This is a genomic window from Polaribacter sp. P097 (genome assembly GCF_036864555.1).
Lineage (GTDB): Bacteria > Bacteroidota > Bacteroidia > Flavobacteriales > Flavobacteriaceae > Polaribacter.
Map to the genome: position 1 here is coordinate 150,673 of NZ_JAZETJ010000002.1, position 26,628 is coordinate 177,300.

The window sequence follows — 26,628 nt, forward strand, 5'->3', positions numbered from 1 at the left end:
ACATTAGCTGTTTTAAATTTAGAGATGAACTTAAAATCTAGTAATAAACGAAACAGATAAATTGTATTGATTGGTATAAATTTGATCTAATACAACTTGGTTGCTTGTAGTTTGGTTACTTAAGAAATTAATCCACGTTCCATTTACTAACAATGATGATCTTGGTGTCATATGATACATATAACCAGCACCAACCATTACATTTGTAAAGTTTAAGAAGGTATTATCTTGAAACTCTAACTGTTGGTCAAATGGAGCACTACCACCTGAAACAATTACAGAGAAATAATCTTTTCTTGCGTTTACATTAATCCGTGCTTGAACCATAACATTGGTATAGAGAAAGCTCTGAAATGTGGTTGTAGATGGTATGGTTGTGTTGTCTACAAAAGGAACAGAAGTAGGAGAGAAGGAGAGCCTTGCTTGTACCCAAATATCTTCCCAAGTTCTAGAGCCTCCAAGACTTAAGGTTAAATAGTTCTGATCATTCTGTAATCTTGCAAAACTTAGCCCAACTTGAGCTTCATAGCCAGATTTAAAACCTTTATACGCATTTCCATACAGTTTAAACTTCGGAAAAAAACGTGTTCCTACTAATAAACCAACATCAGCGTAAATAGTTTCCGTAAAAATTCTAGATACATTTACTCCACCTTGAACACCAACTCCAGAGGTTCTTGCAGCATAATTAATGTCTGCCCCATAAGTCATTTTAGTGTATTCCCTACTATAGTTTAAACTGGCTAAAGAGGTACTAAATGCAATAGAATCTGAGGTTGCTTGCAGATAGGTTGCTGCAATTTGATTTTTAAGTTGTGCAGCTCTAAGTGTTTCTAGAACTAAGTTCCATTCTTGCTTTTCAAAAGGATTGTCTATTTCTCTAAATTTTTGATAGTAGTAAGCAGAATCGTATTCTTTCAACAATTCAAAAACAATACCTTTTTTATATTTTAGGAAATTATCATCTGGTCTTTCCTCTAATTTTTCATTTATAAATTCTAAAGATTCATTACTAGGTTTTTGAGTAATGTGTAAATTAACCATTCTCATTAAAGAACCTCTATCATCTGGATTTAGAGATACAGCAGAATCGTAATTTACTAAAGCTTCTTCTACCAAACCATCTTCTTCCTGCGCTTTTGCTCTGTAAAATAGTACTTCAGCTAAAGCATTTTTAATTTTTCTATCGTAAATATAAGTTGTTCTTAAAGTATCTAAAACCCCTTTTGCTTTTGCATATTCTTGATTTTGAGAATATAAATTAGATAATTTAAGTTTAAAATTTTTGTTGTTAGGATAAAAACTTAAAGCACTTAAACCATAATTGATTCCTTTTTCATAATCTGGTATAGCAGAAGCAGCATTAATAGCTATATCTAATAATCTTTTGTTATTATTTTCTCTAGATAACCCATCTTCAACAACTGGTATTACAGCTCTATACCTTTGTTCTCTCATTAAATAAGTGGCATATGCTTCAATTTGATCTACATATAAAGCTGGGTAAGTTTGATTTAAAGGATAGTTTTGCTCTAAATTTCTAGTGATTTCCAAGGCATCATCAAACAATTCCATTTCTTGATATAAGGTAGATTTTCTTCTTAAAAAATCTGGATTGTTTGGGTCTAAACCTATTAATTTGTCTATTTGATCTGTAGCTTCATCATATTTTTGTTGAGAAATATAAATACCATAAATCTGTTGTTCAGCTTCTTTTTGAAAATCTGGTGATGATACTAACTCTTCAAAAATTGGCAATGCTAATTGGTCTTGATTGCTTGCTACATAATTCTTAGCAGTATCATACATTAACTTATTGTAAGCATAAGTAATATCTGTATCCGTTGGAAATTTTTCATGTAATTCTAAAACTGCTTTGTTGTATTCTTCAGTATTTAAAGTAGCTTTATAAAGCTCCATTTGTTTAATCAAATAGTCTTTAGAGTTTGGACTTCTTTTTAAAGCGATATTTAAAAAGTACTCAGCATCTACATAATAACCCTTACCTAAAGCATTTTTTATAACATAATCTAAGGCAACAGAATTACCAGTTTCTGCCAATTTTTTATTGATTTCATAAGGATCATTATACTCATTAAAATCTGCAGATTGCTGCATTAAATAAGGTCTTGTATTTTTATAAATATCAGGAAAAGCGTCTTTGATTGGTTTAGATTCTATATAAACAATTGCCTCTTCATGCCTGCCTAAAGCCTCTAATAAACCTATTTTCTTTTCAACCAGTTCTCTATCTAAAGGTAATTCTAATAATGATCTATTGGTATATTGTAAAGCTGCTTCAGGATTACCCTTTTGCATTTCGTTTCTAATTATACCTATATACGCATCTTTGTTTTCTGGAGTATTGGTAATTATGGTTTTATAAATTTCACTAGCTTCTTCATAATTTTTACTATTAATGGCTTCGTCACCATCACCAATCATTATGTAATTGTATTCTTCTTTTAGCTGACTATCATTAGGGTAAATTTGATAAATACGTTTTAAAGCTCTTTCTGCTTCTTCGAAATTACCCATTTCTTTATAAATGGCAATTTTACGCATGTGCCAACCTCTAGAGTATGGAGTAATTTCTAAAAGTTCGTTCACAAAACAAATAGCATCAGAATATCTTTGCGTAGTTTGTTCAATATTTACTAAGTACTTTAAGATATCTGTATTTTTTGGTCTTTTCTCATATACCTGTCTTAATACCCATCTAGCAGTATCATATCTACCCAATTGAAGATTTGCAGCACCAAGAAGGGTCTTTAAATCCAAATCATCAGGTGCTAATTGTAATCCTCTCCAACTTAATTTGGCAGCTCTTGTAAAATTTTCTTCGGCAATACTGGCTTTTGCGTTTTCAAAATATAAATCCGAAGAATCATATGTTTCTTGAGCCTGTAAGTTTATTTGTGATAATAACATCACAATTAAAATACCTATAGATTTATTTATTTTCATAATTGAATAAACTATGTAACTTATGTTTTTATTGGTTCAAAATCTTTAGAAGCACTGCTATCTCCTGAACTCTTTCCATCTCCATCTTGTTTTTTGTTCTTGTCATCATTGTCAAATCCTTTTCTTGTCATTGTACCCCAAGCAAGTTCTTGCGATGTAATAAAACTGAAATAACCTTTTAATGAGAAGAACATAATTAATGGGTGATAAATTATAGGTTCTATAAATGCTGTTAAAAACAGCGTGAGTACTTCTCTTGTTGTGTTGTAATATTTAAACGTCATTTGATCCCAAATAATTACAATAGATGAAATCATTAATGCAAACGTGTATGAGTATAATAAAATTAATGGGGCAAACGTCCAGTTTACATAACCATAGAATAATAAAAATATAGAGAATAAAATTCCGAATGCTTCTATAATTGGCGCTAAAAACTCAAATATAAAAATGTATGGAAATGTTATCATACCTAGTCTTTTGTAACCGGGGTTAAAAAGTATTTTTCTATGTTCACTAAACATTTGAAATAATCCACTGGCCCATCTTGTTCGTTGACGTCCTAAAATCTGTAAATTTGGTGGACCTTCAGTCCAACAACAAGAAAGAGGTATATATCCTATTTTATAATCAAGTCTGTTGTTCATCATATGGGCAGCCATACGTGTCATCATATCCATGTCTTCTGCATGAGAGTCTGCACCATAACCACCTGCTTTAATGGCTATTTCTTTATCAAACATTCCTAAACCTCCAGAAACATTAGGCACAGAGTTAATTAACTCCCAACCCATTTTTCCTAACAAATACGAACGAATGTATTCTAATTCTTGAAAACGTGGAATTAAAGCTTTTGGTGGTCTTACTCTTGTAATTACACCTTCTTCAATTTCACAATTGTTAGACATTCTTAAAGTTGCACCTACAGCAATTACCCTAACTTTTGCATTTAAAATGGGTTTAATCATTTTAGTTAGTGTGTTCCTCGCTAAAATACAGTCTACATCTGTGTTTAAATAATATGGAAATACGGATGCATTTAAACCTGCATTAAAGGCATCTGCTTTAGTACCACCATTGTGTTTATCTACAATAGTAAGAATATCGTATTTTGGATTGGTAGATTTAAAGGTTCTTTTGTAAGGTTTTGTTTTAATTTTTTCTGTGTAGGCAAATGGTGCTTCTACTAAATCGAACTCCTCTATTAATAAATCTAATGTTTTGTCTTTACTACCATCATTAACAATAATTACCTCAAATAATGGGTAGTTTAAGGTTAATAATGATTTTACATTTACAATAATTGTTTTTTCTTCATTATATGCAGGTGCAATTACCGAAATTCCTGGTGCAAGGTGAGAGCTTAATAATTCTTCATCATCTATATCTGTATTGTAACTTTTATACCTGTTGATAGCAATAAAAGAAAAGATAGCTAATACTATGTAGCTAAGGATTAATGCAGTAGCATAGAAAAATATAAAATACTCGTAAACTTTTACAAAAATTTCAAACATCTATTTATATTTAATTAACGGAGTTTCTACATGTTTCAAAATGGTAAGTTCGAAACCCTTTAGTGTACTTTTTAAATTTTGAAAGGCAATTTTACCTTCATAACTATAATTTAAGATTGCCTCAGCAATAATTTTCTTAGTATCTGTATTGTTAGATTCTTTAAATATTTCATTTAAAAACATTAAAGATTTACCACTATTAAATTTTCTAATGGTTTTTACAATGGCCACTTGACAAATTTCTGGCTCAGTATAATACCTATCAATTAAATCTTGTTCTGTTTCAGAAATATGCAATTCTCCTAATGTTAAAATAGCCTGTGCTCTAACCAAGGCATTTTCATCTTCTAGTTTTTCTAACAAAATTTCGTCAATACCTTTTTGATTGAAGTAACCAACCATTTTAATAAGAAAAACTACTAAAGAATCGTTTTTAGAATAGTTAATCCATTTTCCTAACCCTTCTAAGTTACCTCTTTCTTTTTGCAGTTTAAGGTATTGCATTAATTCTATTTCATCCCACTTACTTAAATCACGATCAAATTCGTCAAAAAATCGGTAAGGATCATTGGAGCTAAGTGCTAGGTAAGAGTTTCTTGCTTCTTTACGTATGACTTTATTTTTACTGTAAGCATAACGTAAAACTTTTGAATCAAATTTATTTAAATCTAATACAAAAGCTTCTTGAAATGCATCAATTTTTTCTTTGTTAGAACGTGAGTCGAATTTACGCTCCAAATGTTCAACAATGCCTAATGCACTAATAATTAAAGGATATTTTTCTGATTCTCTATGGTCGTTTTTAAATTCGACCAAAACATCTACAGCAATATCTAAAGACTCCCTATTAACTTCATCTACAACTTCTTCAAAGTCTGAGAATATCTCTTGCTCTGAAAATTCTTTTTCTGTAAACAAAATTTCTGAAAACAATTTAACAATTTCAGGTACACTATTTTTTAGTGTTTTCTGTAATCTGTTATGTCTTCTTCTAATTGTACCAATAGTAATCATTAATGCAATAGTTGCAACAATGAATACAATTGTTAATACAATTGTTATTTGTATTATTAAGGGGAAGGTCTTTATCTTATAGACAAAAGAAAGAAACCACTCAACGAAACCCATTTATTGATTTTCTAAATTTAATTTAATCGTTTTAGTGGGGGATTTACTTCTCCAAAAATACTATAAAAGCTACTTCTGTTATGACGTTTTTCTTTGAACTGTCATATTTTATAGGTGAATTACCTCATCATAAGCATCAGCCACAGCTTCCATTACAGCTTCACTCATTGTAGGGTGAGGATGTATGGTTTTTAACACTTCATGACCAGTTGTTTCTAGCTTACGACCAAGTACTGCTTCTGCAATCATATCAGTAACTCCAGCACCTATCATGTGGCAACCTAACCACTCACCATATTTAGCATCAAATATAACTTTTACAAAACCATCAGGTGTACCTGCTGCTTTTGCTTTACCTGAAGCAGAGAATGGGAATTTACCAACTTTTAATTCGTAACCTGCTTCTTTTGCTTTTGCTTCTGTTAATCCTACTGATGCTATTTCTGGAGTTGCATAAGTACAACCAGGAACATTACCATAATCTATTGGTTCTGTATGTAAACCAGCCAATTTCTCTACACAAGTAATACCTTCTGCAGAAGCAACGTGTGCTAAAGCTTGACCAGGCACAACATCTCCAATCGCATAATATCCTGGAATGTTAGTTTGGTAGTAATCGTTTACTAAAATTTTATCTCTATCTACAATGATACCAACATCTTCTAAACCAATATTTTCGATGTTAGATTTTATTCCAACTGCAGATAATAAAATATCAGCCTCTAATTTTTGTTCTCCCTTTTTAGTTTTAACAGTGGCAACAACACCTTCTCCTGAAGTATCTACAGATTCTACAGATGAGTTTGTCATCACTTTTATTCCAGATTTTTTCACTGAACGTTCGAACTGTTTTGAGATATCAATATCTTCTACAGGAACTAAGTTTGGCATATATTCTACAATAGTTACTTCTGTACCCATTGTGTTATAAAAGTGTGCAAATTCTACACCAATAGCTCCAGAACCTACAACAATCATAGATTTTGGTTGTTTAGGTAAAGTCATTGCCTTTCTATAACCAATTACTTTTTCGCCATCTTGTGGTAAGTTTGGTAATTCTCTAGAACGTGCTCCAGTTGCAATAATAATATTGTCTGCAGAATATTCTGTTACAGTACCATCTTCTGCAGTTACATCTACTTTTTTACCAGTTTTGATTTTACCAAAACCATTAATTACATCAATTTTGTTTTTCTTCATTAAGAATTGAACACCTTTGCTCATTCCATCTGCAACACCTCTACTACGTTTTATAACAGCATTAAAATCTTTGTCTATAGCTTCTGCTTTAAGACCATATTGATCTACATGTTTTAAATAATCATAAACTTGCGCCGATTTTAATAATGCTTTTGTTGGTATGCAACCCCAGTTAAGACAGATTCCTCCTAAAGATTCTTTCTCTACAATTGCAACTTTAAAACCTAATTGAGAAGCTCTAATTCCTGTAACATAACCTCCAGGTCCACTTCCAATAATTATAATATCGTATTTCATGATTTTATTATTTTCTAATTGATGATTTTGCCAAAAGCAAATTTAAACAATGATTGTTAATATAAAAAGTTTAAACTCTTTATTGTTTACATTCTTTCAGGTACTTGCATACCCAATAGAGAGAACGCTATTTTTATAGTATCTGCTACTTTTTTAGATAACTGTACTCTAAATATTTTTTTATCTTGATTTTCTTCCCCTAAAATTGAAACATTTTGATAAAAAGAATTGAACTCTTTTACCAAATCGTAAGTATAATTTGCAATAACTGCAGGTGAATAATTTGAAGCAGCTTGTTGTATAGTTTCTGGAAATAAAGCCAACTGTTTTAGTAATTCTTTTTCCTTTTCATGCAAATCAATAGTTACTGCATTTGAATAATCAAATTCAGCTTTTCTAATAATTGATTGAATTCTGGCATATGTATACTGAATAAAAGGACCTGTGTTTCCTTGAAAGTCTACTGATGATTTTGGATCGAATAATATTCTTTTCTTAGGGTCTACCTTTAAAACAAAGTATTTTAATGCTCCTAAACCAATGGTTTTATACAGTTCGTTTTTCTCATCATCAGAATAGCCATCTAATTTTCCTAACTCCTCAGAAATTTCTTTAGCAGTTGTTGTCATTTCCACCATTAAGTCATCTGCATCTACAACTGTACCTTCTCTAGATTTCATTTTTCCAGAAGGTAAATCTACCATTCCATAACTTAAATGATGCAATTGTTTCGCCCAATCAAATCCTAATTTTTTCAGGATTAAAAATAGCACTTGAAAATGGTAATCTTGTTCATTACCTACAGTATAAACCATACCACCAACATCAGGAAAATCTTTTACTCTTTGTATGGCTGTACCAATATCTTGAGTCATGTAAACTGCTGTGCCATCTGAACGTAAAACAATTTTTTCGTCTAAACCTTCATCAGTTAAATCGCACCAAACAGAACCATCTTCTTTTTTATAAAAAACACCTTTTTCTAAACCTTGGGCTACCACATCTTTACCTAACAGGTAAGTATCACTTTCATAATACAAAGTGTCAAAATCGACACCCATATTTTTGTATGTAGTTTCAAAGCCATCATACACCCAACCATTCATTTCTTTCCAAAGTGAAACTACTTCATCATCTCCAGCTTCCCATTTTCTCAACATTTCTTGTGCTTCCAAAAGTAATGGTGCTTCTTTTTTAGCCTCTTCTTCAGTTTTACCCTCTGCAATTAAATTTGCAATTTCTTTTTTATATTCTTGATCGAATTTTACGTAATAATTACCAACTAATTTATCTCCTTTTAAGCCAGTAGAAGTTGGTGTTTCACCTTCTCCAAATTTTTGCCAAGCCAACATAGACTTACAAATATGGATACCTCTATCGTTAATTATTTGTGTTTTGTAAACCTTTTTACCTGAAGCTTTTATAATTTCTGAAACAGAAAAACCAAGTAAATTATTACGTACATGACCTAAATGAAGTGGTTTATTTGTGTTTGGTGATGAGTATTCAACCATAATAGCTTTCTCATCTTCTTTAGCGGCTGATGTACCAAAATTTTCATTCTTATAAATCGAGTTGAAAAAATCTAAGTAAAAAGCGTCTGAAATTACTAGGTTTAAAAATCCTTTTACAACATTGTAATTTGTAATTTCTGAAACATGTTCTACCAAATACTTTCCTAAATCTTCACCAATTTGAACAGGATTTCCTTTCTTAAATCGTAACATTGGGAAAACAACAACAGTAATATCACCTTCAAATTCTTTGCGAGTTGCTTGAAACTCTACAGAAGGAATTTCTGTATTATACAAGGTTGAAAAACCTTTTTTAACATTGCTTTCTATTATATGCTGAATATTCATAAACCCCTAAAAAATTAAGTCGCGAAAATACACAAAATAAGCATATTTTTAAAGGTAAATATCGTAATTTTCGCAAATGCAAAAACGATTAGAACAATTGCCAAAATTGGCTCAAGAAGCACTTAAAGAAAACAAGAAATATTTTGCAAATTTAAAAAAACGTACACCTAAAAATTTAGATTACGTTATGCAAGATTTGCATGATAAAGAATTTGCAAAAACAGATTGTTTAGATTGTGGTAATTGTTGTAAAACTACTAGCCCAATTTTTACGGTTAAAGATATAGAACGTATTTCTAAACACTTAAAAATGAAGGTTGCAGATTTTATTGAGCAATATTTAGAGAGAGATAAAGATGATTTTATGGTTCTAAAATCTTCTCCTTGTTCTTTTTTAGATGAAACAGATAATACCTGTTTTATCTATGATGTTCGCCCAAAAGCCTGTGCAGAATACCCTCACACAGATAGAAGAAAATTTATTCAAATTACTGATTTAACTATTGCCAATACATTTGTATGTCCAGCTACATATAATATTGTTGAGAATTTAAAAAACGTAATGCCTTATGAGTATAAAGAGAAAAAACGTAGGAAATAATTTAATCGTAAATTAAATAATTTACTCTTATTTGCTGAAAGCTTTCTAAATCTTTTTGCCAAGTTTTTCGTATTTCCTTAGCTGATAATCCTTCTTGTATTTGTTGTTGTAATTTAGTGTTACCAGCATGAATGGTAAAAGTGCTGCCAAAGAACTTTTCGGTTTTAGGAGTTTTTTGATAGGCGTCAATCAACCATTCTAAATTAATTGCTGATAATTTTTTTGTATCAGATAAATCTACACCATAACATAATTGGTTTCTATGTTTGGGATATTTAGCCCCAAAATTTGGTTTTGGAGTATAACTAAAGTCTGTTTTTGGGAAAAAAGGAGCTCCATATCTTTGAAATTGAAACTCAGTTCCTCTTCCTGCATTAATAGTTGTACCTTCAAAAAAACCTAAACTAGGATATAGGTTTATAGATTTGTCATTTGGTAAATTTGGCGAAGGTCTTACCTCTAAATGATATTCAGAATCATGGTTGTAATTTTCAATAGGAATTACAGTTAAATCACATTGAATTCCGTTTTTTAACCATTTTTCACCATTAATCATTTTACCATATTCACCAATTGTCAATCCATAAACTACAGGAACAGGATGTTTTCCAACAAAGCTGGTGTGTTCCATTTCTAAGGTTGGGCCATCTATATAATGTGCATTCGGATTTGGCCTGTCTAGAATTATAACCGGTATTGCTGCTTCTGCACAAGCCTCCATAACATAATGTAAGGTTGATATATATGTGTAAAATCGAACACCAACATCTTGAATGTCGAAAACCACAACATCTATATTTTTTAATTGTGCAGCTGTTGGTTTTTTGTTTTTACCATACAAAGAAATTATAGGTAAACCTGTTTTAGCATCTTTACCATCCTTAACCAATTCTGCTGCATCTGCTTTACCTCTAAATCCATGTTCAGGTGCAAATACTTTTTGAACATTGATGTTTTTTTTACTGTTTAAATAATCGACCAAATGTTGTTTGATTTTTTTAGAACCCATAACATTTGGAGCCACTTCTGCTCTTTGTAGTGATTGAACAACAGATGTTTGATTGGCTACAATTGCAATATTTTTATCTTTTAATAAATTCGTATAAAGATTAAATCTGCTTGCTGCAGGAATTATTTCTACTATTTCTTTGGCTGTGTTTTTTTGCTCAATTTTCTTGTTTTGTACTTTTTGAGCACAAGAAATCAGCTGAAAATTCATCAGCAAAAACAAAAATAAATAGGTACTTTTACGAAGTTTTAAAAGAATCATTAATTTGAATTACGAGTTATTTATTGCAAAACGCATTATTGCTGGCAAAAAGTATAAAAATAGCATATCATCTCCAATAATAAAAATTGCGATAACTGCAATTGCTTTGGGTATTATAATTATGCTTATTGCTGTTGCTACAGGTGCTGGTTTGCAATACAAAATTAGAGATAAAATGGCCGGATTTAAAGGTCATATTCAAATTGTAAATTACGACAATAATAATTCTGATGTTTCTACAACTCCAGTTTCTGTTAATCAAAATTTTTATCCTGAATTTAAGGATATTTCAGGTATTAAAAATGTGCAAGTATTTGCGAATAAAGTTGGAATTTTAAGAACAGATTCAGACTTTGAGGGTATTGTTTTTAAAGGTGTTTCTACAGACTATGATTGGACCTTTTTTAAAGAGTATTTAGTAGAGGGTAACTTGCCAGATTTTAATCAACCTCGAACTAAAGGTGTTCTTTTATCACTAACTATTGTAAACCGTTTACGGTTAAAATTAAATGATACAATAACTGCCACATTTGTTAAAACTACCAATAGCAAAATACCTTCTAACAGAAAATATACAATTGTTGGTATCTACAATTCTGGATTTGCTCAGTTTGATAAAAATATGATGATTGGTGATATTAGGGAGGTACAAAAGTTGAATAAATGGACTGAAAATGAAGTTGGAGGTTTTGAGGTTTTATTAGATGAATTTGATACGATAACAGAGAAAGGAGAGGAGATTGATAACGAAATTGCTGTAACTTTAAATAGCAAATCTATTATTGAGACTTACCCAAATGTATTTGGTTGGATTAAGTTATTTGATAATAATGTATGGTTTATTATTGCTATTATGATTTTCATAGCAGGTATTAACATGATTACTGCTTTATTAGTTTTAATTCTGGAGCGTGTGCAAATGGTGGGGATTTTAAAAGCCTTAGGTAGTAGTAATACAAGCATCCGAAAAGTGTTTCTTTACAATGCGTCTTACCTAATTTTAAAAGGGCTTTTATGGGGAAATATCATTGGTTTAACTATTATATTTATTCAGCACTATTTTAAGATTATTACTTTAAATCCAGATACATATTATGTAACAACAATGCCAGTCTATATTTCTTTTTGGGCAGTTCTGTTATTGAATTTAGGTACGCTCATTTTGTGTTTTTTAATGTTGATAATTCCTTCAGTTATTATCACTAAAATAGATCCTTCAAAGTCTATTAAGTTTGCTTAAACCTTATTAGCTGATTTGCGGTATTGGAAATTGTTCTTTTATAATATCGTTTTTATTTTCAGAAATATAATCTCTAAAAGCTTTAGCTACATTAGATAAGTTTTTGGTTTTTAGCCAAATTAAATTCCAAGTAGTTTCTATGGGTAAACCTTTAATATTTAAAATTTGTAATTCACCGTTTTTTAGAGCTTGTTGTATACCTATAATTGGCATAATTGAAATTCCTAGGCCAGCAATTACAGCTTGTTTTACAGCTTCATTAGAAGTAAGTTCCATCTTTTTTTGAATTTCTATTTTGTGTTTTATTAAAAAACGTTCCATTGCTAAACGAGTTGCAGAACCTTTTTCTCTGAATAAAAAAATAGATTTATTCAAGTCTTTTAAATTGACCTCTTTTGTATTGTTTTTATAGTCTTTGCCAGCCACAAAAAACATTTGATTACTCATGAGTTCAATGGTGTTAATCTTTAATTTTTTTGGGATTGTAGAAACCATCGCAAAATCACACTCGTTATTTTCTAAAGCTCTAATTACAGACATTTTATTGGTAACATCCATAGTAACATCTACACTATCGTTCTTTTTTATAAAATCGGTTAAGAAGTAAGGCATTGCATATTTAGCTGTAGAAACTATAGATAATTTTAGTTTACCAGCTAATTTACCCTCAAATAAATTAGACTTATAGTTTATGGCCAGTACTTCATCTAAAATTTTAGTAGCTGCTTCTGCTATTTCGTTTCCAAATTCTGTGATATATAATTTTCTGCCTACAATCTCAAAAAGAGGTAGTTTAAATTGATCTTGAAAGTTTTTTAATTGAATAGAAACTGCTGGTTGAGACATAAATAGTTGCTCAGAAGCTTTGGTAACACTTTTTAATTCTGCCACCTTTTTAAAAATTTCAAGTTGATGTAAAGTATAGTTCATAAAATATATTTATATATAACATAATAAATATATATAAAAATATATTAAAAATGTGTTGCACCTTTGTAAAAAAATAAAACGATGGATTTAGCAACTTTAAATGTGACCCAGAAAAAAAAGAATTCTAATAACGATGTTGTATTGCAAATAACTAAAAGTCAATTAAGTACAATTCTTATGGTTTTGGCAGCTATTGTTTTTTCAGGCTTTACATTATTGGCGATTAACTTAGAAAGTCCGTTTATTCAAGAATTGCTCATTTCCGAAATAATTATTTTAATGATTCTTTTCATTAAAAGTTCTAATTCAAATAAAATCAAAAAATAAATAAATAATCATGAACGAATCTGCAGTAACATCAACAGAAACTAAGCAAAAAAGTATACAATTAATAGAAGGTACTTTTACTAAAGGAGAGGCTTTAAATATTATTAATGATGTTTTAAACGTAAAAATTAACTTTCACAAAATTCAAAGGTTGTCTAAAACCGAAGGAAACATTAATGATGAATGTCTTTATGACAACTCTAGAATTACAGAATTAATGACCGATAAAAAGGAAACTAAAGCTTTTTTAAGAGCTCTAGAAAGTAAAGGTCAGAACATTAAAATTTCTAGTACAATCAATATTACATTAGAAGAGTAAAATACAACTAACCAACATATTAGAGTAGGAGAACTGACTTGTAAAAGGCTTTCCTACTTTTTTTATGCCAAATTTTAACCTATGGATTTACATTATTTAATAGATAATTTAACCAACCCAGCACTATTATTTTTCTTTTTAGGTCTTGTTGCAGTTAATATTAAAAGTGATTTAAGAATTCCAGAAAACTCGTCTAAATTTATATCATTATACCTTCTTTTAGCTATTGGTTTTAAAGGTGGTCAAGAATTGGCTCATAGTGTTATTACTTCAGAGATTATTAACGCACTTTTATTTGGAATTTTACTAGCAGTAGTTGTACCTATTTACTGTTATTTTATTTTAAGAATTAAATTAAGTGTAGAAAATTCTGGTGCTATTGCCTCTGCATATGGTTCTGTTAGTGCAGTAACTTTTGTAACGACTATTTCATTTTTAGAGATGTCGAACATCCCTTTTGGTGGGCATATGGTTGCTGTAATGGCGTTAATGGAAGCACCCTCTATTATAGTAGGAGTGATGCTAATTGCTATTTTTAGCTCGAATAAAAAAAATAAAGGCTCTTTAAAAAGTGTTGTGCATCACTCTTTAACCAATGGAAGTGTTGTGCTAATCATAGGTAGTTTAATAGTGGGATATTTTACGAATGATGCCCAAGCAGAAGGTATAAAACCTTTTACTACAGATATCTTTAAAGGATTTTTAGCCGTTTTTTTATTAGATATGGGTATTGTAAGTGGTCAAAAACTAAAAGCTTTACTTAAGAAAGGATGGTTTACAGTTTCGTTCGCTATTATTATTCCAATTATAAATGGTTGTATAGTTGCAGTATTAAGCGGATTTTTCATGGAGGAAATTGGTAACAGGTTGCTAATGTCTATTTTGGCAGCAAGTGCTTCTTATATTGCAGTGCCAGCTGCAATGAAATTGGCTGCACCAAAAGCAAATCCAGGTTTATATATACCAATGGCTTTAGCCATAACTTTCCCTTTTAATATTACAATAGGTATGCCTTTGTATTTATGTATTATAGGTGTATACTAGTCAATTCTTAAATATTATCAAATTCTAAAAGAAAATAGCTTTACGATTATTAAAATTTAAATAAGATAATCGTAAAGCTATTAAAAGTAAGGATTAATTAATATTTCTTTTCTCTCATTTCGTTAGCGCATAAAAAATAATTTACCTTTGTTCTATAAATGAATAAGATGAATTACGCAGAAAATATATTAGAAACAATAGGAAATACACCACTTGTTAAGTTGAACAAATTAACAGCGGAATTACCTTGTTTGGTATTATCAAAATATGAAACTTTTAATCCAGGAAATTCTGTAAAAGATAGAATGGCCTTGCAAATGATTTTAGATGCAGAAGCAGATGGAAGGTTAAAACCTGGAGGAACTATTATAGAAGGTACTTCTGGAAATACAGGTATGGGTTTGGCTTTAGCAGCAATAGTTAGAGGTTACAAATGTATTTTTGTTATGTCTGATAAGCAGTCTAAAGAAAAGATGGATATTTTAAGAGCTGTAGGAGCAGAGGTAGTAGTTTGTCCTACAAATGTAGATCCATCAGATCCAAGATCTTATTATTCTGTTTCTAAAAGATTAGGAGAAGAAACTCCTAATTCTTGGTACGTAAATCAATATGATAATCCAAGTAACTGTAAAGCCCACTTTCAAAGTACGGGTCCAGAAATTTGGGGACAAACAGAAGGTAAAGTAACCCATTTTGTAGTTGGTGTTGGTACAGGAGGTACAATTTCTGGTGTGGGTTCTTATTTGAAAATGAAAGCCAAAGAAGCTGGCACAACAGTTAAAGTTTGGGGGATAGATACATATGGTTCTGTATTTAAAAAATACCATGAAACAGGAATTTTTGATGAAAATGAGATTTACCCTTACATCACAGAAGGTATAGGTGAGGATATTTTACCAAAAAATGTAAACTTTGATGTTATTGATGGTTTTACAAAAGTTACAGACAAAGATGCTGCTATTTACACACAGAAATTAGCAAAAGAGGAAGGCATGTTTTTGGGTAATTCAGCAGGAGCAGCAATAAAAGGTTTATTACAATTAAAAGATAATTTTACCAAAGATGATGTTGTAGTTGTTTTGTTTCATGATCATGGAAGTAGATATGTAGGTAAAATGTTTAATGATGATTGGATGCGTGATCGCGGATTTTTGGAAGAAGAAGTAAAAACGGCTGCTGATTTAATTAAAAATCATGAAAATAAACCTTTAGTAACTGCACAAACAGAAGAATTGGTTTCGCATGCTATAGAAAGAATGAAAGAATTTAAGATTTCTCAAATTCCAGTGAAAGATGCAGAAGGTTTTGTAGGTTCAATAGACGAAACAGATTTATTAAGAAGTTTCATTACAGATAAAGAGATTGCAGATAAACCTATTAAAGACATTATGGGTAAACCTTACCCAATAGTTAAGAAATCTGCGAAGATAGATGCAATATCTAAACTGATTTCTAAAGAAAATGAAGCAGTATTAGTAGATTTAGAAAATGGTAATTATCACATTGTAACAAAGTACGATGTAATTAGTTCAATTTAGTAAATCTCGATAATTATACCCTTGGTCGATAATTAGATGCTGATGGTCGAATAAATGATTTTCAACAACGGTAAATGTCATAAATTTGAACAAGGTTAAAAAGTAGAAGATGCATTTTAGAGATGCAAAAACGGAACGTCTAAATTATATTTAGACGTTTTTTTTGTTTAATACTTTCTGTAAATAGAGGTAGTCGAAACTTACTTTCTATTCGTCTAAAGTAAATCTGTTATAAACGAACAATTAAATTTTTAAACCCAATAAAGTTGTTTCTTTGAACCAGATAACTTTTACGAATTGGGGGATTTATAATGAGTTATCAAAATTCACCTAAAATTTATTTTAGGTGTTTTTTATTTTAAAAAAGTTCCTAAACGATTTAATTTAATAGGACTAACCTAAAAAATAAAACATCCATTGGATGAGCAAAAAGTTAAACGTCTAAATATAATTTAGACGTTTTTTTGTTTTATACTTTCTGTAAATAGAGGTAGTCGAAACTTATTTTCCATTCGTCTATAGTAAATTTGTTATAAGCGAGCATTAACATTTTTAAACTTAATAAAGTTGTTTCTTTGAATCAGATAACTTTTGCGAATTGGGGGATTTATATTAAGTTATCAAAATGCACCTAAATTTTTTTTAGGTGTTTTTTGTTTTTAAGATAGTTATTATTTAAAAAGTGTTAAAGTTTTCTAAAAATGATTATCGAAGGTAAAATGTCATTCGTCGACACTTAAGAGTCGTTCATCGCCTATTTTGACGAAAAAATCAATAAAGTTGTTTCTTTGTTTCATAACTATTACGAATTGGGGGATTTATAATATGTTATAAAAAATCGTCTAGAATTTAAAAGATAGGCGATTTTTTTTTCGCTTTAATTACACAAAAAAAACCACCTTTTTAAGGTGGTTTTTTAAATCAACTAATTCAAATAAATTTACACAATGAAAACAGTTTACTACGTTGCTTTCATTTTATTATTTGCAAACTCTGTGCCAAACTTTATTTGAATTTAATTTTTTTACTAATTATTTAGCATGTTTATGAGCTTTGTAAGAAGAACGCACTAAGGCACCACTTTCTACATACATAAAGCCCATTTCTAAACCTAAAGTTTCATATTTTTTAAATTGTTCTGGAGTAATAAACTCTTTCACTGGAAGATGTTTTTTTGTAGGCTGTAGGTATTGACCAATAGTAATTATATCACAATTTACAGCTCTTAAATCTTTCATTGTTTGTATTACTTCCTCTTCCTTTTCACCTAAACCTAGCATTAAACCAGTTTTGGTTCTCATACCATTTTCTTTCAAGTATTTTAAAACACCTAAACTTCTATCATATTTAGCTTGTATTCTCACTTCTCTAGTTAATCTGCGAACTGTTTCCATATTATGAGAAACTACTTCAGGAGCAACTTCTATAATTCTATCTATTTGTTTAGTGTTACCTTGAAAATCGGGAATAAGGGTTTCTAAAGTTGTATTTGGATTTGCTCTACGAATAGCATCTACAGTTTCTGCCCAAATGATAGAACCACCATCTTTTAAATCATCTCTATCTACAGATGTAATTACAGCATGTTTAATACCCATTAACTTAATAGATCTTGCTACTTTTTCTGGCTCATCCCATTCAACTGTGTCTGGTCTACCAGTTTTTACACCACAAAACCCACAAGAACGTGTACAAATGTTTCCTAATATCATAAAGGTTGCAGTTCCTTCTCCCCAACATTCGCCCATGTTTGGACAACTACCACTTGTACAGATGGTATTTAGTTTGTATTTATCTACTAAACCTCTTAATTCTGTATATTTCTTACCAACAGGTAGTTTTACACGTAACCATTTTGGTTTTTTTGGTCTTTCTGGAAGTACTGCAGTTTCTATTGCCATTATCATTCTAGATTAGAATGCAAATTTACGAAGAAAAGATTTAAATATTAGTTAAAAACCACAGGCTAAATCCAATTAAAAATACAATTCCGATTAAACTTAAAATCTTGGTAAAAATTTTTGGTTGATGCTCTTTTGGTGTGTGCTTTCCTGTTATTAAAATATAATTTAAAATTGCATAGAAAGGGGCCGTTAAAAAAGATAAAATTGTTGCAATTTTAACTAAAACTCCCATGTTTACAATATAAAACTGTAGTATTAAAAAAGTTCCAAGAAATAATAGTCCTAGCCAAAACCAATAACCAAATTTAAATTTTTTATTGAATATTAAATTTGTACTTAAATTCATGGCTCTAGGAGATGCATCTAAAGTAGTTATGGTTGTGCTAAACATAGTTGTAAAGGCAGCAATAGCAATAAAAAAAAAAGATTTAGCACCTAAGTTTTTTGTGTATAAATTTATTAACTGAGAGGCAAACTCTCCACCTTTATTAGAAAATGTTTCTGAAGATTTATACATAACTAAAGCCCCCAATAAAACAAAGCAAACTCCTAAAATAATGGTGCCAATATAACCCACATTAAAATCAAAAATGGCATCTTTTGGTTTTATGACAATGTTATTTACTTTTCTTTTTTCTACAGACCAAATTGAGTGCCATATAGAAATGTCTAAAGGTGCAGGCATCCATCCTAAAAAGGCAATTAAAAAGGTTAATTCTACAGTGCCTGATGGTATAATTTGAGTTACATCAAAAGCATCTGAAGAATTATTAAGTGCTATTATTACTGCAGCAACTGTGCTTATAGATAATATGATAATGATAAATTTCATCATATTATCTAATAATTTATATTTACCAATTATCAATAACAAAATACTGATTGACATGATGATAAGTGACCATATTACAAGATTATCAGTTAAGCCAAATAATTGAGACGCTAAGCCTGCAGTAACAATGGTAACTGCAGCCTGTATTGTAAACATAGTAGCAAAGTTGATAATATAGTACATCACTAAAACCCATTTTCCTAATTTTTTGTAACCATCAAGTAATGTTTCGCCTGTTGCAGCTGCATATCTTGGGCCAAATTGAAAAAAGGGATACTTAAATAAATTTACCAATAGAAGTGCCCAAAGTAAACCAAAACCAAAATCTGCACCAGCTCTTGTGGACTGTACAAGATGAGAAACGCCTATTGCAGCACCAGCAAATAAAAGGCCTGGTCCTAAGGATTGCAAGAATGATTTCTTCATGAGGTTTTTTGATTTAAATGCAGAATAAAGGCGAATTAGGCCTTAATAAATGCTAAGACTTCTTGATGATTTCTGCCAGTAATTTTTTAGCGCGTAACAACTTAACTTTTACATTATTCATTGGTTCGTTGGTTTGCTCTGCAATTTCTTTATAACTAAGTTCTTGAAAATACCTTAACTGAATTACTTCTTGATATTTAGGTTTTAATTGTCTAATATCTCTCAAAAGCTTTGCCAGGTTCTGTTCTCTAATAATTTTATCCTCTGGTGTAGGGTTTTCATCAGCAACCAAATAGACTTTCTCTTCTTGGTCTTTGGTTGTTTCTGTAGCAACAGATATTTTCTTTTTACGAACTAAATCTATATGTACATTTTTAGAAATGGTAATTAGCCAAGTCTTAAAAGTATAATTATCGTCAAAGGTGGTTATTTTGTCGAAAGCTTTAGAAAAGGCTTGTATGGCTATATCTTCTGCTTCATTTTCATTATTAATTCTTTTTAGTAAAAAACCGTAAACTTCTACCCAATAAAGGTTCAATAAATATCGAAAAGCAGCTTGATTGCCTTCTTTAGCTTTAGCAATATTTTCTCTAAGTACTAAATCTTCTTTGCTCAACGATTTGATTTTGAAAATGAATTAGCAATAAATATACTAATTTGAATCAATACTAAAGAAATTTCTAAAATTGGTAAAAAGAAAATGAGTTGAGGTTCTTCTAATTTTTTGCTAGATACTCCAACAACAATCCATAGCGTTAAGAAATAAACTAAAACAATTGGTAGTATTATTTTCCAAGAAAAAAAGAAAAATGCTGATGTACCCAAAACGTAAAATAACACCTTAGAGATTGTAAATAGATGCAGAAGTAATTGTTGTTTGAATTTATAATGTTTTTGAAGTGACCTATTGGATTTTAATGTTCCAAACCATTCGCTTAAAGATTTTGGAGATTCAGTTTCTACAAAACTATCAGAAGAAATGGTATAAGTAATATTTTCTTTCGTTGCAGCATCTCTTATAAAAAGATCATCTTCACCATTATTAATTTTAATATGATAAATAAAACCTTTTACATTGAAAAACTCTTGTCTTTCATAAGCCAAATTTTTTCCAAAAGCCATAAAAGGACTATTGATTTTAATGTAAGAAAAACATTGTAAAGCTTTTATTAAGTTTTCGAAACGAGTCAATAAGTTTAAAAATGTTGAATTTTTTGTAAATTTTCTATATCCTAAATTGATGGTCTTTGTATCAGAAAATTTTGAACTCATTTCAGAAATCCAATTTGTACTTAATATCTTAGTTTGCGAATCTGTAAATAATAAATGATCGTATTTTGCAGCTTTAATTCCAAGCGTAAGTGCATACTTTTTATTACCCCAAAAGGCTTCGTTGTTTTCTACTTGAATTATTTTTAAATGGTTGTGCTTGTCAACCAAATCTTCAACATTATCAATAGTATTATCGTTAGAATTATTATCAACAATTAGTATTTCAAACTTAGCGTAATTTTGATTTAAAAGACTAGGAAGGTTTTCAACTAAAGCATTACCATTATTCTTGTTATAGACAATAACAGTTATTGGATATTCTTTAGAATTTACAACCTCTTTTTTCTTTTTACCTAAAATGGTAGCAAATAAAAGATAATAAATAATTTGAATTCCTGTAACAACTACAAAAGCGTAGAAAAGTACAGTTAATAGCATTGGTAAAATGGCTTATTTATGTTCTGGTTCAGCACAAGTACTGAATTGATCTGGAGTTTTACCACAAAAACCACAGGCTTCACCCTCTTGATTTAACATTGGGTTTTGGCTAGCACAAGTACCTGCAAATTCACCATTTTTTTTAGCCCAAATTTTAATAGCAATACCAGCAACACCTAATGCTAAAAGCCCTAAAGTAAATAATAATAATTTCATACTGCAAAGTTACAAATTATAGAATTAAAAGTGAAATAGATATCTACTTATGTAGTATAGTTTTAACTTTTTTGTATGTTTACTTTTTTAGGCAATAATCATTGAGCGAACTAGATTTTATAAAAGAATTACAAGAGGGTAAATCTTCTGCATTTGGCATATTGTTAAATGATTACGAGCAGAAAGTATTTAATACTTGTATGTCTTTTGTACCCAATAAAGAAGATGCAGAAGATATTGCCCAAGAAGTGTTTTTGGAGGTTTTTAGATCTATACATAAATTTAAAGGTAATTCTAAACTCTCTACATGGATATATAGAATAGCCACGAATAAGAGTCTAGAATTTATTCGCAAAAAAAATACTAAAAAGAGATTTGCCTTTATGCAATCTATATTAGGTAATGAAATTCCAATTGATAAAACAAATTACTTTACCGAGTTTAAGCACCCAGGAATTATTTTAGAAAATAAAGAACAAGCTGCAACTATATTTAAAGCAATAAATACATTGCCAGAATCACAAAGAGTGGTGTTTACATTGGCTAAAATTGATGGTAAAAGTTACCAAGAAATTGTGGAAATAACTAGTAAAAGTTTATCTTCTGTAGAATCTATTATGTTTAGAGCAAAGAAAAATTTAAAAGAGAAATTAAGTAACTTAAATAAAAATAGGTAAGTTTAATTATTTGAAAAAGAGGTTTTTAAAAAATTATTTAAAAATTTCCGCAAGTTTTAAAAATAGAATACATCTAAATAATTATAAAATTATTTTGAGCAGTCAAAAGAAATAAAATGCAAAAGAGAAACAACAATTTAGAACAACATTTAGAGGTCTTAGATTCTATTAAAGAAGTGAAAGTAAATCACTTTTTTAAGCATAAAGTTTTGCGAAAAATAGAGCAAGAAAAAGAAATGGATTCCAAAGTTTACAGTTGGGTTACACCTAATTTACAATGGGCAGTTTTAGCAATTGTATTGTGTATAAATGTTTCAGCTTTCTATTATGCTTTTAATACAGAAGAACAAACTTCAAACCCTAATAATATAGAAGGTTTTGCTCAGGAGTATAATTTGAAATCGCAAACTAGTTTATTAAATTAAAACGTATGAAAACAAAATTACTTGTAGTTTTAATAACGGTTTTGGTGATATTAAATGGAGTTTTAATATTTATGTTGGTTGCTAAGCCTCATCAAAGGAATAATAAACCTCCAGCAAGAAATTTTCTAATAAATCAACTAGATTTTACAGAAGCTCAAAAGAAAACTTTTACTGAGCTAGATGAAGAGCATAAAAATAAAATGCAACATTTTGAAAGACAAATTACTCATCATAAAGATGCTCTTTTTAGTTCTTTTCAAACTAATGATAGCAATGTAAATACAAGAGATATAATAGAAAGAACAAGCAGGTTAGAAGTAGAAAAAGAGTTAGAGGTTTTTGAATTTTTTAAACAAGTTAGAGCCATTTGTACTGAGAAGCAGAAGGTTAAATTTGATAAAATAATTAAACAAGCATTAAGAGGTAAAAGGCCTGTGCCACCCAATAGAAATGGCAATGGTTTTCCTCCTGAAAGAAGAATGCCTCCACCACCAAGATAATTTATTTTAACTTTTTTGCAAGTTTTTTAACAATAAGTCATCTAAACATATATCAACCAAAAATTAGATATATGGAGCAATTTTACTTTTTATTTACTTAAATTTTAAAATTATGACTTTAACCCACAAATTTCTTACATTTTTTTTAGCTGTAAGTTTCCTGTCTTGCTCATCAGAGAATGAATATTTAGAATTAACAGATGATGTTACTATAGATATAGATTCAAATTCAGACTTAGAAATTTTAGCTGAAACTCTAAATTTACCTGCCAATTCTTTCAATTACGAAAATGTAATTTTACCAAATCATTTTTTGGCAAATGGCACTGCCCAAGAAGACAATACGCCTAATAATAATCCAATTACGGATGAAGGTGCTACTTTAGGTAGGGTTTTGTTTTACGATAAACAATTGTCTGTAAATAATGCTGTGAGTTGTGCTTCATGTCATGACCAATCTACAGGTTTTTCTGATGTAAATACTTTAAGTGTAGGTTTTAACGGAGAGCTAACTGCAAGAAATTCAATGGTTTTAGCCAACGCTAAATTTTATGATAATGGTCGTTTCTTTTGGGATGAAAGAGCAGAGAGTTTAGAAGAGCAAGTATTATTACCTATTCAAGATGCTGTGGAAATGGGTTTAACATTAGATGAATTGGAGAGTAAATTGCAAAACGAAGCCTATTATTCAGTTTTATTTACGAGAGCTTTTGGAGATGATGAAATTTCTAGCGAGCGAATTGCTTTAGCTTTGGCACAATTTGTTAGATCTATGGTTTCTTATCAATCAAAGTATGATGAAGGTTTAGCACAGACGAACAATCAAAATGCGAATTTTCCAAACTTTACAGCATCAGAAAACTTAGGAAAAAACTTGTTTTTCAGTAATAGAACCCGTTGTTCAGATTGTCATGATACAAATGCCTTTGTTGGAGATAGAGCAAGAAATAATGGTTTAGATGCAGTTTTAACTGATGAAGGTAGAAATGATGGTGAATTTAAAGTACCCTCTTTAAGAAATATAGAATTAACAGCACCATTTATGCATGATGGACGTTTTTCAACTTTAGAAGAGGTGATTGAACATTACAATTCAGGTGTGCAAAATAGTGCAGATTTAGATGGTAGATTACGTCAAGGAAATGGAGTAAGAAGACTTAACCTAACAGACGCAGAAAAACAGGCGCTGGTCGATTTCTTAAGAACTTTAACAGATGAAGAGTTTATTTTTGATGAGAAGTTTTCAGATCCTTTCGTTAATAATGAGTAAACGATAAAGTTAAAAAAAAGTTAAGAGCGCAAGTATTTTAAAATAATCACATCTTAACTAATAGAACATTAAAACATAATCATGAAAAAATCAATTTTAACCATATTAATTGTTGCACTTGGAGTGTTAAAAACTTCTGGTCAAGAAAACAGAGAAAATGAAAAAAGACAAGGACCACCAACAATAAAAAAGATTTTTAAAGATTTAGACACAAATGAAGATGGAAAAATTTCTTTGAAAGAAGCAAAAGGCCCATTAAAACAAGATTTTAAAAAGATTGATACCAATAAAGATGGTTTTATTTCTAAAGAAGAATTAAAAAAGGCACCAAAGCCTAAAAGACCAGAGAGACCAGAAAGAAGAGAAGACAATTAAACCTATAAGCCAAACAATTATGAAAACTAAATTTTTAAAATCAATAGTATTTGCAGCAGTTTCTATAAGTGCTTTTATAGCATGTAGTTCTAATGATGATGACGTAGATACCATTATTGATGACGCTACTAACGTAGATATAATTACGGAATTACCAACTGCTTTTGAAGAATTTGATGAAGATGAAACAGATATTTATATTTCTGGAAATGGAACTTCAATCACCATAGAAACAACAGGTTTGCCAAATCATACAACTCCATATTGGAGTGAGAGTCATCCATTATATGTAGCTCCAACTGTAACATCTGAAGCAAACATGACACCAACAAGAATTGATACTTCTGGTAGAGATTTATCTGGTTCTTTAACTGTATCTGCTTCTTCTTCTGTTGCAAGCTCAACAACAGCAACGAGTTTAGGTGCAATTGGTATTGCAGTTAGTGGTGCATACATTTACAATGATCAAGAAGGTAATGGGCCTTTAGATAGTGCAGCTGGTAGTTTAGATTATGCAGGTGCTCATATTGGTCCTTCTCAGTATCATTATCATTTAGAGCCATTGGCTTTTACAGATGATGATGATAAATTAGTAGGTATTATTTCTGACGGATTTTTTATCTATGGTAGAAAATGTAGCTCAACAGGAACTTACCCAACAGGATTAGATGCTTCTGGAGGGCATACAAGTACAACACAACATTCTACAGAAGCGCTTTATCATTATCATATTATTAACGATTTATATTCTACAACAGGCAGGTACTTAGCATTTGCAGGGCCTTACCAAGGTACACCAAATGCGATTAACTAAATATTACATAATTGCTATTTTTATTTTTCTTGCTTGTAAAAAGCAGGAGAATCAAGAGCTTATTTTGCCTTCTAAAAAGGTAATTGAAAATGTTTTTGTTGATAAAAGTCAACTAAAGTTAGATCCATTAAAAGGGAAGTGGTTTTATAATAATAAGCCCTTTAATGGTTATAGCGTAAAACGATATGCGAATGACAGTATATCAGAAAAAACAACGTTTTACAATGGTAAAAGAGAAGGTGATAATTTTATGTTCTTTAAAAATGGAGGTATAAAAAGAAAAGCCTTTTATGTAAACAATCAATTGCATGGTAAAAAGTTGAATTATGATAAAGAAGGAAATCTTATAGCAGCATTTAATTATGTAAATGGTAAACTAGAAGGTGTTCAGAAAGTATGGTATTCTAGTGGTCAATTGGCCAAAAAAAGAAATCTTACTCAGGGTAAAGAAGATGGATTACAACAAGCTTGGCTAGAAAATGGAACTATTTATGTGAATTATGAAGCGAAAAATGGACGAATTTTCGGGATGCAAAGAGCCAATTTGTGCTATCAACTTAAAAATGAAAAAATTGAGGAACGTAAAAACATATAGTATTTTATTTTTTACAGCGCTTTTAATTTTTAGTTGTAAAAATCAGAAAAAGAGTAAGTTATCAAGTAGAGTAGAGGCTTTGCCTTACTATAACGAAGCTTCATTTACGCCAAGATGGATTTCATCTAATGATAAAGAATTAAAGGATTTTCATAAAATTCCTGATTTTGAGTTTACAAATCAACATGGAGAGCAAGTAACTCAAGATACTTTTAAGAATAAAATTTATGTAACTGATTTTTTCTTTACTACTTGTCCAGGGATTTGCCCTTTAATGACTAAAAATATGCATTTGGTACAAGAAGCTTTTAAAGAAGATAATTCTGTTTTAATGCTTTCGCACTCAGTAACACCGTCAATTGATTCTGTAGCTCAATTAAAGAATTATGCCATAGAAAAAAATATTGGAAATAATTGGCATCTGATTACAGGAAAGAAACAAGAAATTTATGATTTAGGAAGATCATCTTATTTTGTAGAAAATGATTTAGGTGAACCAAAAGGAATAGACGATTTTCTGCACACAGAAAACTTTATTTTAATAGATAAGAATAAACACATAAGAGGCATTTATAATGGTCTGAATAAAAATTCGGTAAAGCAGTTAATTGCTGATATAAAAACGCTGCAAAAGAGTTAATGTT

General features: G+C 30.1%; 26 protein-coding genes. 14 read left to right on the forward strand and 12 right to left on the reverse strand.

The features are described from left to right. Window positions 1-30: 30 nt before the first annotated feature. The 5 genes from V7R38_RS07950 to argS all read right to left on the reverse strand — a co-directional run bounded on the left by V7R38_RS07950 (window position 31) and on the right by argS (window position 8,971). Entirely contained in the window at window positions 31-2,967 is a 2,937-nt protein-coding gene (locus tag V7R38_RS07950; protein ID WP_334057364.1) for a tetratricopeptide repeat protein, read from the reverse strand. Window positions 2,968-2,987: 20 nt separating this feature from the next. Continuing rightward, a complete protein-coding gene (locus tag V7R38_RS07955; RefSeq protein WP_015480551.1) occupies window positions 2,988-4,484 on the reverse strand; it encodes a glycosyltransferase family 2 protein in 1,497 nt (498 codons plus the stop codon). Next, window positions 4,485-5,498, reverse strand: coding sequence for a HEAT repeat domain-containing protein (locus V7R38_RS07960; RefSeq protein ID WP_041383368.1), 1,014 nt, complete (start codon window positions 5,496-5,498; stop codon window positions 4,485-4,487). 222 nt (window positions 5,499-5,720) lie between these two features. Further along, window positions 5,721-7,109, reverse strand: a complete 1,389-nt coding sequence (lpdA, locus tag V7R38_RS07965; RefSeq protein WP_334057366.1) for a dihydrolipoyl dehydrogenase — start codon at window positions 7,107-7,109, stop codon at window positions 5,721-5,723. 86 nt (window positions 7,110-7,195) lie between these two features. Next, entirely contained in the window at window positions 7,196-8,971 is a 1,776-nt protein-coding gene (argS, locus tag V7R38_RS07970; RefSeq protein WP_334057368.1) for an arginine--tRNA ligase, read from the reverse strand. 76 nt (window positions 8,972-9,047) lie between these two features. On the opposite strand from argS, the gene V7R38_RS07975 reads away from it, so the two are divergent. Then, complete coding sequence (locus tag V7R38_RS07975; RefSeq protein WP_334057370.1) at window positions 9,048-9,572, forward strand: YkgJ family cysteine cluster protein; 525 nt, start codon at window positions 9,048-9,050, stop codon at window positions 9,570-9,572. 1 nt (window position 9,573) lies between these two features. On the opposite strand, the gene V7R38_RS07980 is transcribed toward V7R38_RS07975, so the two are convergent. After that, window positions 9,574-10,791, reverse strand: a complete 1,218-nt coding sequence (locus V7R38_RS07980) for an exo-beta-N-acetylmuramidase NamZ family protein (RefSeq protein WP_334057372.1) — start codon at window positions 10,789-10,791, stop codon at window positions 9,574-9,576. Between the two features lie 55 nt (window positions 10,792-10,846). On the opposite strand from V7R38_RS07980, the gene V7R38_RS07985 reads away from it, so the two are divergent. After that, complete coding sequence (locus tag V7R38_RS07985; protein ID WP_334057374.1) at window positions 10,847-12,082, forward strand: ABC transporter permease; 1,236 nt, start codon at window positions 10,847-10,849, stop codon at window positions 12,080-12,082. A 6-nt stretch (window positions 12,083-12,088) separates the two neighbouring features. Here V7R38_RS07985 and V7R38_RS07990 read toward each other — a convergent pair whose 3' ends face one another. Continuing rightward, window positions 12,089-13,012 (reverse strand): LysR family transcriptional regulator, encoded by a 924-nt coding sequence (locus V7R38_RS07990; RefSeq protein ID WP_334057375.1) that lies wholly within the window; start codon window positions 13,010-13,012, stop codon window positions 12,089-12,091. A gap of 81 nt (window positions 13,013-13,093) precedes the next feature. Between V7R38_RS07990 and V7R38_RS07995 the strand changes: the two genes are divergently transcribed. The 4 genes from V7R38_RS07995 (at window position 13,094) to V7R38_RS08010 (ending at window position 16,240) form a co-directional block, all read left to right on the forward strand. Further along, window positions 13,094-13,339, forward strand: a complete 246-nt coding sequence (locus V7R38_RS07995) for a hypothetical protein (protein ID WP_334057377.1) — start codon at window positions 13,094-13,096, stop codon at window positions 13,337-13,339. A gap of 10 nt (window positions 13,340-13,349) precedes the next feature. Next, window positions 13,350-13,658, forward strand: a complete 309-nt coding sequence (locus V7R38_RS08000) for a hypothetical protein (RefSeq protein ID WP_334057379.1) — start codon at window positions 13,350-13,352, stop codon at window positions 13,656-13,658. Window positions 13,659-13,739: 81 nt separating this feature from the next. Further along, window positions 13,740-14,702, forward strand: a complete 963-nt coding sequence (locus V7R38_RS08005) for a sodium-dependent bicarbonate transport family permease (protein ID WP_334057381.1) — start codon at window positions 13,740-13,742, stop codon at window positions 14,700-14,702. Window positions 14,703-14,869: 167 nt separating this feature from the next. Beyond that, entirely contained in the window at window positions 14,870-16,240 is a 1,371-nt protein-coding gene (locus V7R38_RS08010; protein ID WP_334057383.1) for a pyridoxal-phosphate dependent enzyme, read from the forward strand. Between the two features lie 1,031 nt (window positions 16,241-17,271). Here the strand turns inward: V7R38_RS08010 and lipA are convergent. From lipA to V7R38_RS08035, 5 genes are read right to left on the reverse strand one after another with little or no spacing between them, the layout of a single operon-like run. Continuing rightward, window positions 17,272-18,141, reverse strand: a complete 870-nt coding sequence (lipA, locus tag V7R38_RS08015; protein ID WP_334057385.1) for a lipoyl synthase — start codon at window positions 18,139-18,141, stop codon at window positions 17,272-17,274. A 40-nt stretch (window positions 18,142-18,181) separates the two neighbouring features. Continuing rightward, complete coding sequence (locus V7R38_RS08020; protein ID WP_334057387.1) at window positions 18,182-19,402, reverse strand: Nramp family divalent metal transporter; 1,221 nt, start codon at window positions 19,400-19,402, stop codon at window positions 18,182-18,184. A 52-nt stretch (window positions 19,403-19,454) separates the two neighbouring features. Further along, window positions 19,455-20,018, reverse strand: a complete 564-nt coding sequence (locus V7R38_RS08025) for an RNA polymerase sigma factor (protein ID WP_334057388.1) — start codon at window positions 20,016-20,018, stop codon at window positions 19,455-19,457. Next, complete coding sequence (locus V7R38_RS08030) at window positions 20,015-21,112, reverse strand: glycosyltransferase (protein WP_334057390.1); 1,098 nt, start codon at window positions 21,110-21,112, stop codon at window positions 20,015-20,017. Before V7R38_RS08030 ends, V7R38_RS08025 begins: the two co-directional genes overlap by 4 nt. A gap of 12 nt (window positions 21,113-21,124) precedes the next feature. Next, complete coding sequence (locus V7R38_RS08035) at window positions 21,125-21,328, reverse strand: membrane or secreted protein (RefSeq protein WP_334057392.1); 204 nt, start codon at window positions 21,326-21,328, stop codon at window positions 21,125-21,127. Window positions 21,329-21,429: 101 nt separating this feature from the next. Here V7R38_RS08035 and V7R38_RS08040 point away from each other — a divergent pair, with 101 nt between their 5' ends. The 8 genes from V7R38_RS08040 to V7R38_RS08075 all read left to right on the forward strand — a co-directional run bounded on the left by V7R38_RS08040 (window position 21,430) and on the right by V7R38_RS08075 (window position 26,624). Next, complete coding sequence (locus V7R38_RS08040) at window positions 21,430-22,005, forward strand: RNA polymerase sigma factor (RefSeq protein WP_334057395.1); 576 nt, start codon at window positions 21,430-21,432, stop codon at window positions 22,003-22,005. 116 nt (window positions 22,006-22,121) lie between these two features. Then, on the forward strand, window positions 22,122-22,430 hold the full coding sequence (locus V7R38_RS08045) for a hypothetical protein (RefSeq protein ID WP_334057397.1): 309 nt from the start codon (window positions 22,122-22,124) through the stop codon (window positions 22,428-22,430). Window positions 22,431-22,435: 5 nt separating this feature from the next. Further along, complete coding sequence (locus V7R38_RS08050; protein ID WP_334057399.1) at window positions 22,436-22,930, forward strand: Spy/CpxP family protein refolding chaperone; 495 nt, start codon at window positions 22,436-22,438, stop codon at window positions 22,928-22,930. Between the two features lie 112 nt (window positions 22,931-23,042). Then, window positions 23,043-24,200, forward strand: coding sequence for a cytochrome-c peroxidase (locus V7R38_RS08055; protein WP_334057401.1), 1,158 nt, complete (start codon window positions 23,043-23,045; stop codon window positions 24,198-24,200). Window positions 24,201-24,281: 81 nt separating this feature from the next. Further along, window positions 24,282-24,575: an EF-hand domain-containing protein gene (locus V7R38_RS08060; RefSeq protein ID WP_334057403.1), complete on the forward strand. Its 294-nt coding sequence runs from the start codon at window positions 24,282-24,284 to the stop codon at window positions 24,573-24,575. A 19-nt stretch (window positions 24,576-24,594) separates the two neighbouring features. Further along, window positions 24,595-25,389 carry a YHYH protein gene (locus V7R38_RS08065; RefSeq protein WP_334057405.1) on the forward strand — a complete coding sequence of 265 codons (795 nt, stop codon included), beginning with the start codon at window positions 24,595-24,597 and terminating at the stop codon, window positions 25,387-25,389. Beyond that, entirely contained in the window at window positions 25,376-25,984 is a 609-nt protein-coding gene (locus V7R38_RS08070; RefSeq protein ID WP_334057406.1) for a toxin-antitoxin system YwqK family antitoxin, read from the forward strand. The genes V7R38_RS08065 and V7R38_RS08070 overlap by 14 nt, the downstream gene beginning before the upstream one ends. Further along, a complete protein-coding gene (locus V7R38_RS08075) occupies window positions 25,953-26,624 on the forward strand; it encodes an SCO family protein (protein WP_334057408.1) in 672 nt (223 codons plus the stop codon). The genes V7R38_RS08070 and V7R38_RS08075 overlap by 32 nt, the downstream gene beginning before the upstream one ends. The last annotated feature ends 4 nt before the right edge of the window (window positions 26,625-26,628 follow it).

What these genes read in the sequence shown, in the direction of transcription:
- V7R38_RS08005 (WP_334057381.1), top strand. Translation starts at nt 13,740, where the DNA reads ATGGATTTACATTATTTAATAGATAATTTAACCAACCCAGCACTATTA.
- V7R38_RS07980 (WP_334057372.1), bottom strand. Translation starts at nt 10,791, where the DNA reads ATGAATTTTCAGCTGATTTCTTGTGCTCAAAAAGTACAAAACAAGAAA.
- V7R38_RS08010 (WP_334057383.1), top strand. Translation starts at nt 14,870, where the DNA reads ATGAATTACGCAGAAAATATATTAGAAACAATAGGAAATACACCACTT.
- V7R38_RS07990 (WP_334057375.1), bottom strand. Translation starts at nt 13,012, where the DNA reads ATGAACTATACTTTACATCAACTTGAAATTTTTAAAAAGGTGGCAGAA.
- lpdA (WP_334057366.1), bottom strand. Translation starts at nt 7,109, where the DNA reads ATGAAATACGATATTATAATTATTGGAAGTGGACCTGGAGGTTATGTT.
- V7R38_RS08020 (WP_334057387.1), bottom strand. Translation starts at nt 19,402, where the DNA reads ATGAAGAAATCATTCTTGCAATCCTTAGGACCAGGCCTTTTATTTGCT.
- argS (WP_334057368.1), bottom strand. Translation starts at nt 8,971, where the DNA reads ATGAATATTCAGCATATAATAGAAAGCAATGTTAAAAAAGGTTTTTCA.
- V7R38_RS08050 (WP_334057399.1), top strand. Translation starts at nt 22,436, where the DNA reads ATGAAAACAAAATTACTTGTAGTTTTAATAACGGTTTTGGTGATATTA.
- V7R38_RS08055 (WP_334057401.1), top strand. Translation starts at nt 23,043, where the DNA reads ATGACTTTAACCCACAAATTTCTTACATTTTTTTTAGCTGTAAGTTTC.
- V7R38_RS08035 (WP_334057392.1), bottom strand. Translation starts at nt 21,328, where the DNA reads ATGAAATTATTATTATTTACTTTAGGGCTTTTAGCATTAGGTGTTGCT.
- V7R38_RS08075 (WP_334057408.1), top strand. Translation starts at nt 25,953, where the DNA reads ATGAAAAAATTGAGGAACGTAAAAACATATAGTATTTTATTTTTTACA.
- V7R38_RS08045 (WP_334057397.1), top strand. Translation starts at nt 22,122, where the DNA reads ATGCAAAAGAGAAACAACAATTTAGAACAACATTTAGAGGTCTTAGAT.
- V7R38_RS08070 (WP_334057406.1), top strand. Translation starts at nt 25,376, where the DNA reads ATGCGATTAACTAAATATTACATAATTGCTATTTTTATTTTTCTTGCT.
- V7R38_RS07975 (WP_334057370.1), top strand. Translation starts at nt 9,048, where the DNA reads ATGCAAAAACGATTAGAACAATTGCCAAAATTGGCTCAAGAAGCACTT.
- lipA (WP_334057385.1), bottom strand. Translation starts at nt 18,141, where the DNA reads ATGGCAATAGAAACTGCAGTACTTCCAGAAAGACCAAAAAAACCAAAA.
- V7R38_RS08065 (WP_334057405.1), top strand. Translation starts at nt 24,595, where the DNA reads ATGAAAACTAAATTTTTAAAATCAATAGTATTTGCAGCAGTTTCTATA.
- V7R38_RS08000 (WP_334057379.1), top strand. Translation starts at nt 13,350, where the DNA reads ATGAACGAATCTGCAGTAACATCAACAGAAACTAAGCAAAAAAGTATA.
- V7R38_RS07960 (WP_041383368.1), bottom strand. Translation starts at nt 5,498, where the DNA reads ATGATTACTATTGGTACAATTAGAAGAAGACATAACAGATTACAGAAA.
- V7R38_RS07955 (WP_015480551.1), bottom strand. Translation starts at nt 4,484, where the DNA reads ATGTTTGAAATTTTTGTAAAAGTTTACGAGTATTTTATATTTTTCTAT.
- V7R38_RS08060 (WP_334057403.1), top strand. Translation starts at nt 24,282, where the DNA reads ATGAAAAAATCAATTTTAACCATATTAATTGTTGCACTTGGAGTGTTA.
- V7R38_RS07995 (WP_334057377.1), top strand. Translation starts at nt 13,094, where the DNA reads ATGGATTTAGCAACTTTAAATGTGACCCAGAAAAAAAAGAATTCTAAT.
- V7R38_RS08030 (WP_334057390.1), bottom strand. Translation starts at nt 21,112, where the DNA reads ATGCTATTAACTGTACTTTTCTACGCTTTTGTAGTTGTTACAGGAATT.
- V7R38_RS07950 (WP_334057364.1), bottom strand. Translation starts at nt 2,967, where the DNA reads ATGAAAATAAATAAATCTATAGGTATTTTAATTGTGATGTTATTATCA.